10 protein-coding genes and 1 pseudogene are annotated in these 13,146 nt (G+C 58.4%); 6 read left to right on the top strand and 5 right to left on the bottom strand.

Going from position 1 to position 13,146, the window contains the following annotated elements; all coding sequences use genetic code 11:
• Positions 1–642 (top strand): annotated as a pseudogene (eno, locus tag IHN22_RS02615) (phosphopyruvate hydratase); the annotation flags it as partial.
• A 101-nt stretch (positions 643–743) separates the two neighbouring features.
• On the opposite strand, the gene IHN22_RS02610 reads toward eno, so the two are convergent.
• A complete protein-coding gene (locus IHN22_RS02610; protein WP_191433316.1) occupies positions 744–2,402 on the bottom strand; it encodes a ribonuclease J in 1,659 nt (552 codons plus the stop codon).
• A 380-nt stretch (positions 2,403–2,782) separates the two neighbouring features.
• Positions 2,783–6,352 carry an S-layer homology domain-containing protein gene (locus IHN22_RS02605; RefSeq protein ID WP_191433315.1) on the bottom strand — a complete coding sequence of 1,190 codons (3,570 nt, stop codon included), beginning with the start codon at positions 6,350–6,352 and terminating at the stop codon, positions 2,783–2,785.
• Between the two features lie 445 nt (positions 6,353–6,797).
• Here IHN22_RS02605 and IHN22_RS02600 point away from each other — a divergent pair, with 445 nt between their 5' ends.
• Entirely contained in the window at positions 6,798–7,019 is a 222-nt protein-coding gene (locus IHN22_RS02600; protein ID WP_191433314.1) for a DUF1653 domain-containing protein, read from the top strand.
• Between the two features lie 3 nt (positions 7,020–7,022).
• The gene (locus IHN22_RS02595; RefSeq protein WP_087269316.1) at positions 7,023–7,355 is read left to right on the top strand and encodes an arsenate reductase family protein; all 333 of its coding nucleotides are present in this window, start codon (positions 7,023–7,025) and stop codon (positions 7,353–7,355) included.
• A 1-nt stretch (position 7,356) separates the two neighbouring features.
• Here the strand turns inward: IHN22_RS02595 and IHN22_RS02590 are convergent, their stop codons facing one another.
• Positions 7,357–8,340 (bottom strand): helix-turn-helix transcriptional regulator, encoded by a 984-nt coding sequence (locus IHN22_RS02590; protein ID WP_191433313.1) that lies wholly within the window; start codon positions 8,338–8,340, stop codon positions 7,357–7,359.
• A gap of 172 nt (positions 8,341–8,512) precedes the next feature.
• On the opposite strand from IHN22_RS02590, the gene IHN22_RS02585 reads away from it, so the two are divergent.
• The gene (locus tag IHN22_RS02585) at positions 8,513–9,280 is read left to right on the top strand and encodes a C40 family peptidase (RefSeq protein WP_300985316.1); all 768 of its coding nucleotides are present in this window, start codon (positions 8,513–8,515) and stop codon (positions 9,278–9,280) included.
• 198 nt (positions 9,281–9,478) lie between these two features.
• Positions 9,479–10,408, top strand: a complete 930-nt coding sequence (locus IHN22_RS02580; RefSeq protein ID WP_300985324.1) for an LCP family protein — start codon at positions 9,479–9,481, stop codon at positions 10,406–10,408.
• A gap of 37 nt (positions 10,409–10,445) precedes the next feature.
• On the opposite strand, the gene IHN22_RS02575 is transcribed toward IHN22_RS02580, so the two are convergent.
• Both IHN22_RS02575 and aroF read right to left on the bottom strand, forming a co-directional pair.
• Positions 10,446–11,306: a prephenate dehydrogenase gene (locus tag IHN22_RS02575; RefSeq protein WP_191433310.1), complete on the bottom strand. Its 861-nt coding sequence runs from the start codon at positions 11,304–11,306 to the stop codon at positions 10,446–10,448.
• A 16-nt stretch (positions 11,307–11,322) separates the two neighbouring features.
• The gene (gene aroF, locus IHN22_RS02570; RefSeq protein ID WP_087269331.1) at positions 11,323–12,339 is read right to left on the bottom strand and encodes a 3-deoxy-7-phosphoheptulonate synthase; all 1,017 of its coding nucleotides are present in this window, start codon (positions 12,337–12,339) and stop codon (positions 11,323–11,325) included.
• 294 nt (positions 12,340–12,633) lie between these two features.
• Here aroF and IHN22_RS02565 point away from each other — a divergent pair, with 294 nt between their 5' ends.
• Complete coding sequence (locus IHN22_RS02565; protein WP_087189295.1) at positions 12,634–13,080, top strand: RrF2 family transcriptional regulator; 447 nt, start codon at positions 12,634–12,636, stop codon at positions 13,078–13,080.
• The last annotated feature ends 66 nt before the right edge of the window (positions 13,081–13,146 follow it).

Below are 13,146 nucleotides of genomic sequence, written 5' to 3'. Positions count from 1 at the left end.
GACGCTCTGAAGGTCATCGTGAAGGCCATCGAGGAGGCCGGCTTCAAGCCCGGCGAGGACTTCATGATCGCCATCGACGCCGCTTCTTCCGAGTGGTGGAACGAGGAAGAGAAGTGCTATATCCAGCCCAAGTCCGGCAAGAAGATGACTCAGCAGCAGCTGGTCAATATGTGGAAGAAGTTCGTGGAGACCTACCCCATCATCTCCCTGGAGGACGGCATGGCCGAGACCGACTGGGAAGGCTGGGCTATGCTGACCAAGGCCATCGGCGACAAGGTGCAGCTGGTGGGCGACGACCTGTTCGTCACCAACGTTACCCGTCTGGCTACCGGCATTGAGAAGAAGGTTGCCAACTCCATCCTGATCAAGGTCAACCAGATCGGCACCCTGACCGAGACTCTGGACGCCATCCAGATGGCCAACCGCGCCGGCTACACCGCCATCGTGTCTCACCGCTCTGGCGAGACCGAGGACGCCACCATTGCCGACATCGCTGTGGCTCTGAACGCTGGCCAGATCAAGACCGGCGCTCCCAGCCGCACCGACCGTGTGGCCAAGTACAACCAGCTGCTCCGCATCGAGGAGGAGCTGGGCGATGTGGCTCAGTACCTGGGCAAGGATGCTTTCTTCAACCTGAAGTAAGTTTTGACAAGCACAACGGGGCCGCTGCCAATGGCAGCGGCCCCGTTTTTTATATAAAAAAGCGGCTGCCGCATCTGCGGCAGCCGCTTTCATTGTTTGCATCAGACCTCCATGATAACCGGGAGGATCATGGGGTTGCGCTTGGTTTTCTTGTACAGGAAGTTGGATATGGAGTTTTTGATCTCCGACTTGATGGCGGCCCAGTCGGTGAGGTTGTCCCGCTGGCAGTTCTCCAGCGCTGTAATGGCCACTTTTCGCAGTTCCTCCATCAGCCCCTCCGACTCCTTCACATAGACAAAGCCGCGGGTGATGATATCGGGGCCGGACACCACAGTGCCGTCCTCCCCGGACATGGACACCACCACCACGATCATGCCGTCCTCGGCCAGATGCTTGCGGTCCCGCAGCACCACGCTGCCCACATCACCCACGCCGTAGCCGTCCACGAATACCCGGCCGGCGGGCACAGTGCCGTTGATCTTGGCGGAGTTGGGAGTCAGCTCGATCACCTTGCCGATGTCGCTGATGATGATATTCTTGGGGTTCATGCCCATCTGCTGGGCCAGCTTGGCGTGGATCTTCAGCATCCGCTGCTCGCCGTGAACGGGGATAAAGAACTTGGGCTTCACCAGAGCGTGGATGATCTTCAGCTCCTCCTGACAGGCGTGGCCGGAAACATGGAGGGCACGCTCACGCTCGTTCACCACTTCGGCATCCTTGCGGTAGAGCTCGTTGATGACGCTGCCAATGGCATTTTCATTGCCCGGAATGGCGGAGGCGGAGAGGATCACCCGGTCACCGGCCTGGATATCCACCTGGCGGTGGGTGTTGAAGGCCATACGGGTGAGGGCCGACATGGTCTCGCCCTGGCTGCCGGTGGTGATGATGCAGATTTTGTTCTTGGGCAGGCTCTTGATATGAGCCAGATCCACCAGAACCCCGTCGGGGATCTTCATATAGCCCAGCTCGGTGGACACCTTCATGGCGTTCTCCATGGAGCGGCCGGTCACGGCCACCTTGCGGCCATACCGGGCGGCCACATCGATAATCTGCTGGATGCGGTCCACATTGGAGGCGAAGGTGGTGATAATGATGCGCTGCTCACAGCCCCGGAACAGGGCGTCGAAGGAGTCGCCTACGCTGCGCTCGCTCTTGGTGAAGCCGGGACGCTCCACATTGGTGGAGTCGGCCAACAGGGCCAGAACGCCCTCCTTGCCCAACTGCCCCAGACGGCCCAGGTCGATCATACCGCCCTGGATGGGGGTGGGGTCGATCTTGAAGTCACCGGTATGGATGACGGTACCCACGGCGCACTTGATGGCAAAACCGCAGGCGTCGGCAATGGAGTGGTTCACATGGATGAACTCCACGGTGAACTTGCCCGCCTTCACGGTCTCGCCCGCCTCACAGGTGATGAGCTTGGTCTTGTTCACCAGACGGTGCTCCTCCAGCTTCAGCTTCACAAGGCCGGCCGTCATCCGGGTGGCGTAGATGGGGACGTTCACATCCCGCAGAAGATAGGGGATGGAACCGATGTGGTCCTCGTGACCGTGGGTCAGGAAGATGCCCCGGATGCGGTCCTTGTTCTTGATCAGGTAGGAGAAGTCAGGGATGACCACGTCAATGCCGTACATATCGTCATCCGGGAAGCCCATACCTACGTCCACGATGATCATATCCCCGCCGTATTCATAGACGGTCAGGTTCTTGCCGATCTCGTTCAGACCACCCAGAGAAATGATTTTCAGTTTTTCAGCCATAAAAGTCTTACTACACTCCTTTACAATCAATCCGTTTTTCGTATTTATCAGTGGGCACGGTCCGGATCTGAGCACACAAAAAGAAAAGCGGTGGTATTCCGCTCTTTCCGGCCCTGCCTCGCCGGAAAAAGGGAACGGCCATGCACCGCTTGGCGCCTCTATCCATGCTGTGTCCTTGCCTTATTCAAAGCGCAATGTTGCGCATAAAGCCACAATTAGCATCTGTATTATACCACGCAAACCGGGGAAAGTATACCATTATTTTGCGACAGGGTATCCGCCGGTTTGCAGGAGGAGGCTTAGCTATAGGGGCAGGTACGGATACATAAAAAGCCCGACGCGGGAAAACTTTCCCGCGTCGGGCCGGATGGTATCAGTTATTACTTTGCCACATTCTCGCAGAAGCGCATGAGGATGGTGGCAACCTCAGCGCGGGTGGCGGTGCCGGTGGGATCCAGCTTGCCGCCGTCCTTGCCGGTGATGAGCTCAGAGCCAACCGCCCAGGTCATGCCGTCGGCTGCCCAGGTGGACACGGTGCTGCCGTCGGCGAAGGTGGTCAGGTCGCCCTTAGCGGACACGTCGTACTCCTTGTACTCGGCATAGCGGTACAGGATGGTGGCCAGCTGCTCGCGGGTCACGGTGTCGTTGGGAGCGAACACGGTGTCGCTGTAGCCCTTGACGATGCCCTCGGCAGCCGCCCAGCGCACCGCCTCGGTGTACCACACGCCGCTCTCCACATCGCTGAAGTTCATGGCGTAGTTGACCACAGGGCTGCCCTCCAGCCGCCACAGGATGGTGACGATCATGGCACGGTTGGTGGTCATAAGGGGGGCGAAGGTGGTGGAGGAAGTGCCGTCCATCAGCTTGTTGTCGTAGGCGTACTTGACGGCCTCATAGAACCAGTCGTCAGCCTTCACGTCGGTAAAGGGCAGGCCGGTCTCCACGGAGGTGTCGTCCTTGGCAAAGGAGGCCTTCACGGTGACAGCGGAGGAAGGCATAGTGAAGGTATACTTGCCGTCACCCTTGTCGGTGAGCTTGATCTCATTGCCGTTCTTATCGGTAACGGTGAGGGTGTCCAGAGCATAGCCCTCGTCGGCCTTCACAGTCAGGGTGATGGTGAGGCCCTTGTTGGCACGGGTCCGGCTGGCGGTAACGGTACCGTTGTCGCTACTCTCCACAGTGATGGCATAGGAGGTGGAGGAAGTGGGCTCCGACTGGCCGCAAATGGTGCACACGCCGTCCACATAGTTGTGATCCGTGTGACCGGGGGTCACGGTGCTGCCAGTGCCGGTGAGCTTATCAATAATGCTCTGGGCAAAGGCGTCCGAAGCGGTCATGTCCTGGTTCCACTCACTGGAGCCATAGAGCTTGCAATCGCCCACGAGGTAGTTATTCTCCGCGGCGAGCGCAGCTCCGTCAACCACTTCCAGATCTTTATAGAAGCAAATTGCCATGTAAGCGTCCACATAGTTGTTTTGGAAGGAGATATTGCCGTTGAGCTGGTTCACCAGTTGGAGCGCAACAACTTTAAGCAGATTATTGCTGTCGGACAGATCAAAGCGGTTGTTGTCCACCCGGATATTGGCCTGGCCGCCTCTGCACTCCACATGAACGCCGCGGCAACCAATGACTGTGTTCCCGGTGAAAATCAGGTCAAGCTTATTGCCGTCGGTCACCTTGTACCACACAGGATAGGCGTTTCCGGAATAGAAATTGTCGGCTGTGCCCTTAAAATCAAAGGTGTTGTTCAGGTAGGAGATGCTCTTGGCCTGGGGATAGCCGGAAATGGAGCCGTTGAACATACAGTTCCGCACCACCACCGTGCCGTCATCAGAATCAAACTGCAGGTCGTTGGGGAAGGTCAGATTTTCCACGGTGAAGGAAACACCTTCCGGCAGCTTGACACTGATTTTGGGACAATAGGGGTGGGGCTCGACATCAGTTCCACCGTCGATGCCGTTGCCATTCACACCGCTGATGATCTGCACATCCTGGCTGGCGCCCTGAATTTTCAGACTCGACAGCTTGGTTGCGGACGACAGGTCAAACGAAATGGTATTGGAAGCGTTATTCGCATTGCTGCATACGTTGGAGTAATCCGCGTCGGCAATCAGGGTGATGATCACGTCACCGGACATACTTCCGGCAGCTGTAATGGCAGCGTCGAGGCTCTTGTACTTGTTCTGGCCGATCTGAGCCACGAACGGGTCAAAGACGTTCTCCTCCAGCGTGCCCAGGTCGGGGGCGTTCTCCCCGTCGCCCAGGGTGTTGCCGCTGAAGTTGGTAAACAGCTTGGCGGTATCCACGACGGCGTTCTCCGTATAGACGGCACGCTCACTGTTGCCGGTCAGCTTGTTGTTGGTGTAAGAAATCTGGGTATTATTCTTCTGTGTCTCGTGGATAAAGACGGTGGCGGTCTCATAAGATTCTGCCGAAGTGCCTGTGGAAAGCGTTACATCCTTAAAGGTGTTGCCGCTGATGGTCACGGTGTTTTCCGCATCATTGATCAGCGCCAGCTGCACACCCCGCTCAAAGCCGCTGATGGTATTCCCGCTGACGGTGGCAGTGGTGCCGTCGGGATGGCCGTCGCCCAGGTGGATTGGAGCGCGGGTAAGGCCCTGGCCGTTAAACGTGTTGTCCGTAATGGTGATGGTCTTGGCGGCATAGGGCCAGATCATGTACTGCTTCTGATAGCTGGTCACAGCACTGTTAAAGTCGCAGTTGGTGACGGTGAGGCTGTCGATCTCAGGTATGATGTACACGCAGTTGCCGCCGGCCTGAGTGAAGGCGCAGTCGTCGATCACGAGATCCAGACCGCTGTACTCGGAGCCCTGACTATAGTTTCCAAAGGTAGAACTACCATTGAAACTCAGATTGCGGAAGGTAACCGTGCCGTTGGCCACGGGCAGCCCCACGCCGCCGCTGACGGCCACGCGGTCCTCTCCTGCGCCCTGAATGGTCAATGGCTTAGTAATTCCCTGGATGCTATGATTCAGATCGCCGGTAATCTCAATGGTATCCCCCGCATTGGCCAGGGTCAGAGCTTTGGCAAAGGTTTTGACGGGTGCATCCGTACTGCCGGCATTGCTGTCATTGCCGGTATCTGCGTTTATATAGATGGTCTTGTTCGCTGTAATTGTCGTATCACCGACCAACATTGCTGCACTGTCAGCAAATTGGTTATCCTCTTTCAGCGATTGCTCATCCACCACGGCGGCGGTAACCGTGGGATTCAGCTGCCGCAGCACGGCGGCCTCGTTGTCGGACTGGTTGCCGCTGATGGTAACGGCGGCATTGCTGTAGTCGCCTGCGGCGGAGAACTGGATCAGGCCGCGGGTAAACTTCTTGCCCGCCTCCGCGTAAGTGTCCATATTGATGAAGGTGTTGTTGGTGATGGTGATCTCATCCTTGGGGGTGGAACCCTCCAGATAGATACCGCCGCTACAGTTGGTGAAGGTGCAGCCAGTCACCAGGGTGTCGGCGGAGTGGATGTCCTTGATGGCGTAGGCGTTGTACACGTTGGAGAATTCGCACTTCTCAAAGACCGTACTGGTAGTGCTGCCGAAGGGGCTGGCGATGACTTTGTCGAAGGTGCAACCGGTGAAGGTCACGTCGCCGGTGTTCTGCATCTGTAGCTCGGCGTTGGGGGTCTTGTCCGCCGTGGCGGTGCCGCCCCATGTGCTGTTCATGCACAGGGTGTAGTCGGCGGGCACAAAGACGAAGTGAACGTTGGAGATGGACACGTCGGTCTGTCCGCCGAAGATCTGGTACTGGGCATTGGGCGCCTGGATGCGCTGGGCATTGTTGCCGTCGGCCGGATGTTTTTCACTTCCGTCCTCAAAGAGGCACTCATGGTTTGCCTGGTTGTCCGTGCAAGCGGACGAAGGGCTCCACTGGACGGTGATGCCCTCGCCGTCGTAGGTGTAGTTGGCGTCCTCGACCGCTTTCACAAATTCCGCTAGAGTCATGGTGGTCCGGGCAGTGCCATCGTCTGGGCTGTCTGCTAGTGCCGTTATAGGAAGGATAGTCAGCATCAGACATAGAGCTGTCAGAAGGGACATACAAGTTCGTTTCATTTTTGCTTTGCACCTCACATTCTTGTTATTCCGCAGGGTGGACCGGGAACAGGCGGAGAGACTACGGCTGGACAGCAGATTCGCCTGGTTCCGGTTACATCAGCCGCTGACAGGAACATGGGCCTGGAGCAGCGGTAACTACCGAAATTATAGCACAGCGGTCCCAGGATTGGAAGGGTTTTCCCTAAACAGCCATCCGAAGCGTAATGGGATCTGGCGGCGGCGCACGCATGGACAGAGCGGGGACGGAGGGCGGTTGTCCATCACAGAACGTTATGGTAGAATATCTCCAGCAGGATAACAAAAGGAGGGACTCCCTATGGATCATGACCTGCCCCGGCCCGGCCGCTACCGGCACTTCAAGGGCAACGAATACCGGCTGCTCTATGTGGCCCGCCATTCGGAGACTCTGGAGCCCATGGTGGTCTATCAGGCCCTCTACGGGGAGCGGGGCATCTGGGTGCGGCCGGCGGCCATGTGGAATGAGATTGTGGAGCGGGACGGCTATCAGGGCCCCCGGTTCACCTATATAGGAGAGTAAGCCATGAACATTCAGATTTTTGGAAAGAACAAATGCTTTGACACGAAAAAAGCGGAGCGCTGGTTCAAGGAGCGACGCATCAAGTTCCAGGCGGTGGATCTGGGCAAGTACGGTATGAGCGCCGGGGAGCTCAAAAGCGTGGTCAATGCGGTGGGACTGAATAACCTCATTGATCAGAAGCATCCGGACGCCGCCCTGCTCAACTACCTGGCCTATGACTCTGACAAGCTGGAGAAGCTGCTGGACAATCCCAAGCTGCTCAAGACCCCCATCGTCCGCAACGGCAGGCAGGCCACCGTGGGCTACTGCCCGGAGGTATGGGAGAGCTGGAGCTGAGTCAGCTCTGGTACAGCCCGGTTACCGCAGAAAGCTGCTGCTGAAGGGCCTCCACCGCCCACTGGGGCCGGAGCAGCTGCACCCCATCCCCCAGGCCGAAGAGCCAGCCTAAAAACTGGGGGCTGACCACAGCAGAGACGGTAACGGTAAAATGATCCTCTCCGTCAGGCACCAGAATGGCATCCAGGCCGAAGCGGTCCAGCACCACGCCCACCAGACTGGAGCGGCAGCGCAGGGTGACCTGTCCCTCCCGGCCGGAGAACATACCGAAGTGTTTTCCCGCATAGGCTGCCATATCAAAGTGTTCCGGCACCCCGGTGAAGGGCAGGCAGGTGACGGCCAGATCGGCCATTTTGTCTACCCGGTAGTGGCGCAGCTCCTTGGAGCGGTGGTCATAGCCGGCCAGATAGTAATTCTCATTGTCCCAGATCAGACCGGCGGGGGAGACGGTGTACCGGCGGCCATCATGGCGGAACACCTTTTCCTTGCGGACGTTATACTCAAAGTAGAGAAAAGTCACAGTTTTCCGGTTTGCAATGGCGGTATGGAGCTTGTCAATGGTGTAGTAGATGCTCTCGTTCATGGTTTTCACCCGCCGGTCCACATAGACCTGGCGCTGGAGCTGACGGGCCTGGTGGATGCTGGCCTGGGACTCCAGTTTGTGGATCAGCTGGCTGCTCTTCCGCTGGGTGATGAAGCGGGAGGATTGGACCGCGTCCACCAGCAGCTTCAGCTCCGCCAGCTGGAAGGGGCGCTCCCCCAAAAACCAGCCCGGCGAGCGGCCCTTCCGGCACTGCACATCCAGCCCAAACTGGCGCAGGGCTTCCATATCGGAGTAGATGCTCTTCCGTTCGGCCTTGATGTCCCACTCCTCCAGACGGGAGATGATTTCAGGGACGGTAAGGGTGTGCTCCTCGTCGGTGCTCTCCCACAACAGCTTGCACAGACAGAGCAGTTTCAACTTTTGATTGGCGCTTTTCGGCATGGAAGCGACCCCCTTTATTGCCGTGTTACCAGTTAGACTATCACATTTACTGTCCCATAAACCGTACATTCAGCATACCACAAATGGGTGGAGATTGCGAGGGCCTATGATATATGTTGCAGCAGTTCCCCTCTGCCCCCTTCATGCGGGACCGGGTGGGGAGAAAGAACGGGTGGACGAGATCCTGATGGGTTGGCCGGTCTATGGACCGGAGGAAGCCCAGGGGGATTGGTGGCGGGTCCGTACCCACTACGGCTATTCCGGCTGGGTGCGGCGGGAGCAGCTGGCCCCGGCGGGGGAATGGCCCCTTCAGGGGAAAATGGTGGTGACCGCTCCCTTTGCCGATATACTGGCCGGGCCGGAGGTGGAGCGGCCGGTGCTGACTACCCTGCCCCGGGGCAGTCTGGTCGCTGCCATAGAGGAAGCTGTTCCGGAGGGCTGGCGGCTGATCGAACTGCCAGATGGACGGAAAGGCTATACAAAAGGTAGTTTCCTGGAGGAATATTGCGCTAAACCCTGTGATTTGCCGGAGGAACAGCTCCGGGCCAGGGTGGTGGAGCGGGCCAGGAGCTATCTGGGCACCCAGTACCGCTGGGGCGGAAAGTCCCCCATGGGAATCGACTGTTCGGGGCTTACTTTTATGTCCTGGTTTTTCAGTGGAGTGCTCCTCTACCGGGATGCTCGCATTGTGCCGGGGTACCCGGTCCGGCCCATTCCTCTGGAGGCCTGCCGGCCTGCCGATCTGCTCTATTTTCCGGGGCACATCGCCCTCTATCTGGGGGAGGGAAGGTACATCCACTCCACTGCCCGAGCGGGCAGCGACAGAGTGGTGATCAACAGCCTGGACCCGGAGCAGCCCGACTACCGGGCGGATCTGCGGGAAAAGCTGCTCACGGCCGGTACCGTCTTTCCTCTGGGAGGGGAGAATCTGACAACTTGATAAAAATTTGCGGCAAACACTTGCCAGATGGGCCATTCTCCTCTATACTGATACTGTTTGTTGACATAACGTGATTGGAGAAAGGGGCGCGCCTCAGTGGCCCAGACACACCGAAAGAAACGTCGCCGCCGGACTTCCCCGGCACGGCGGGCGGCGAAGATTTTTTATGGAATCCTTGTGGTCATCTCAGCTTTGATCGTGACGCTGTTCTGCGTCTACAAGCTGCTGGCCAAGGAGCCGGAAATGGCGGCGGAGCCCACGCCGGAACCTGCTCAGCCGGGGACCAGTGCTGAGCCCACCACAGGCCGGCAGAGGAAACCTTATACCTATACCTTTCTGCTGGTGGCCAAGGATCAGGTGGGCAGCAATGCCGATACCATGATTGTCTGCACCTATGATACGGTGGCGCAGACGGTGGGCATGGTATCCATCCCCAGAGATACTCTGGTGGAGAGCGGCAAGCTGAACGCAGTCTACCAGCAGGGGATCGAGGCCCTGCGGGACACCATATCGGATATGCTGGGTATCCCCATTGACTTCTATGTGGGAGTCAACATGGATGGATTCAAGGAGCTGGTGGATGAGTTGGGGGGTATTGAGTTCAACGTGCCCGTCCACATGGCCTACGACGATCCCACCCAGGATCTGCACATCCACTATGAGCCGGGCCTCCAGCATCTGGACGGGCAGGACGTGCTTAACGTGGCCCGGTGCCGGAAAAACTCCGATGGTCCTGGCACCTATCCCAACAACATCTACTCCGCCTATCCGGACAACGACATTGGGCGTACCAGGACCCAGCAGCAGCTGATCGGCACCATTCTGAAAAAAGCGCTGTCTAACCCCCAGAAGATTAACCGCTATATCGAGATCTTCCTGGAGTATGTGAACACCAACCTGGAGTTTGGTGAGATGCTATGGTTTGCGGAGCCTGCTCTGGGCTTTGACTTTGAGAACGGCATGACCAGTGCTACCCTCACTGGAGACGGAAACACCTACTATCCCGGCTGGGGCCAATACTGCTATCAGCTCTACCCGGAGGAGACCCTGGAGACCGTCAACCAGCTCATCAATCCCTACGACCAGGATCTGACTCTGGAGGATATGAATATCTTCCAATACCAATAATCAAAAAGGACGTGCTTCAAAGGCACGTCCTTTTGATTTACTCCAGCAGATCGGGGCCGGGCAGGTCCATCTGCCGTTTGCGGGCGGCGGAGAAGGCCAGCTTGTCCGCCAGGGCCTTCCGGTCGCCGGTGGCCAGCACCTCCCGGTAGGACTGAAGATTGCCGATGAGCCGGTCCAGCACCTCCAGCAGAGCGGGCTGGTTGAGGGAGAAAAGCTGGGTCCACAGTCCCACATCCAGAGCGGCCACCCGGGTGCAGCCACGGAAGGAGGAGCCTTCGTAGCCCTTGCAGTCAAAGAGGGTGGGGTCATCACACACCGCCACGGCGATAATGTGCATCACCTGGCTGGTATAGGCGATGAGGGCGTCGTGAGCCTGGGCGGTGGTGCGGTGGACATCCTTGCAGCCCATATAGGCGGCCAGACGTTCCAACAGGGCCAGGTGCTCCGGCTGGCTGGTTTCCCGGGGGATCAGCAGGAAGTGAGAGCCCTGAAACAGCTCGGCAAAGGCGTGTTCCACGCCGGAGAACTCAGTACCAGCCATAGGATGGCAGCCAATGAAGTCCACCGTGTCGGGCAGACAGTTTGCTCCCTCCAGAATGGCCGACTTAACGCCGCACACGTCCCACACCAGTGCGCCGGGCTTGAACTGGTCTTTGTAGGTGTGCAGAAAGTCCAGGATGCCCTGGGGATGAAGGGCCAGAGCCACCACGTCGGCCTGGGGGATCACATCGGCGGCGTACTCGGTGACCCGGTCGCCCACGCCGTGTTCGCTGGCGTAGCGCAGGGTGGGCTGGGACACGTCCACGCCTACGATCTCATAGTCCTCAAAGCCCTTTAGGGCCAGAGCCATGGAGCCGCCGATTAAACCAAGACCCACGATAACAAGTGTTTTTTTCATACCGGGACTCTCCTTTTTACAGGGTACGGCCCACGCAGGGGGCCAGGGTACGCAGCTTGTCCATCAGAGCGTCAAACTGGGCGGGGGTGATGGACTGGGCCCCGTCACAGAGGGCATGGGGAGGATCGTTATGGACCTCCACAATGAGGCCGTCGGCCCCGGCAGCCAGGGCCGCCATGCTCATCCGCTCCACCATCCAGGCCTTGCCGCAGGCGTGGGAGGGGTCCACCACCACCGGCAGGTGGGACAGCTGCTTCACCGCCAGCACTGCCGACAGATCCAGAGTATTGCGGGTGAAGGTCTCGAAGGTGCGGATGCCCCGCTCACACAGGATGACCTTTTCGTTGCCGCCGGCCATGATGTATTCGGCGGACATGAGCCACTCCTCAATGGTGGAGCTGAGTCCCCGCTTGAGCAGGATGGGCTTGGTGGTCTTGCCCAGCTGCTTCAAAAGGTCGAAGTTCTGCATATTGCGGGCCCCCACCTGGATCACGTCCACACACATCTCGAACATCTCCACATTGTCGGTGGACATGATCTCAGTGACAATGGGCAGGCCGGTGACTGCGCGGGCCTCCTGAAGCAGCCGGATGCCGTCATTGCCCATGCCCTGGAAGGAGTAGGGGGAGGTACGGGGCTTGAAGGCGCCTCCACGCAGGGCGGCGGCTCCGGCGGCCTGGACGGCCTGGGCCACGCCCACGATCTGCTCCTCACTCTCCACCGAGCAGGGACCGGCAATGACGGCCAGCTTCTCGCCGCCCACCAGAGCGCCGCCCCCCAGGTCGATGATCGTATCCTCCGGATGGTACTTCCGGTTGGCCTTCTTATAGGGCTCGGTGACCCGCATCACCCGGTCCACGCCGGGCAGCAGGGACAGCTTCTCCTGGTCAATGCCGTCGGCATTGCCTTCGGCACCCAAAATGGTGGTCTCAGCGCCCTTGGACACCATGACCTTGACGCCGCCCTCCTCCATGGTGAGGATGGCTTTTTCCAGTTCCTCAGGGGTAAAGCCCCGCTTCATAATAACGACCATATGTGTTCTCCTTTCCAAATACAAAAGATCCGCAGCCGCCCAAAGGCAGCTGCGGATCTTTTCCGTCCGTTATCAGAACGAAACCCGGTCAGCCGGTTATGGGCAGGCAGAAACACCGCTGGCAAAATAGCAGCGGTAATAGCCGTATCCATAACCGGTACGCTTCAGCATGACGGGCACGCTCCTTCCTTTGAAAGAGACTTTAGCACTTTTTGGTGCGAAAGTCAAGGGGAAATTTTGCTTGAAATCCTACCAGTATTATGGTATTATATTTGAAAAGTCAGGAGGGATCGTATGAAAATTTCTACCAAGGGACGATATGCCCTGCGGCTGATGCTGGACGTGGCGCTCCATAGCCACGGTACTGCGGTACCTCTGCGGGATGTGGCCCAGCGGCAGGATATTTCCGACAAATATTTGGAGCAGATTGTGACCCAGCTCTCTCGGGCTGGTCTGGTGCGCTCGGTGCGGGGCGCCGGCGGCGGCTACCTGTTGACCCGGGAGCCGGAGGAATACACGGTAGGCGAGATCCTGCGGGTGCTGGAGGGTAATCTGGCTCCGGTGAGTTGTGCCGATGCCGACGATGTGTGCCGGTGCGGACGGGCAGACAGGTGCGTTACCGTGGAGATTTGGAGGGAGATCCAGGCTGCGGTGTCCGGGGTGGTGGATCATGTGACCCTGGCCGATCTGGTCCGCCGGCATCAGGAGAAGTGTCCGGAGAGTTGCGAAAACGCCGACTGAGTTCCTATGTAAAAGGTTCTTTGCGTGACAAATCCGAAGGTCCGGCTTATCCTGTAGACGAGGTGA

This window comes from Flavonifractor sp. An112, assembly GCF_904377885.1.
Lineage (GTDB): Bacteria > Bacillota > Clostridia > Oscillospirales > Oscillospiraceae > Flavonifractor > Flavonifractor avicola.
This window is presented reverse-complemented; position numbering and strand designations above follow the sequence as displayed.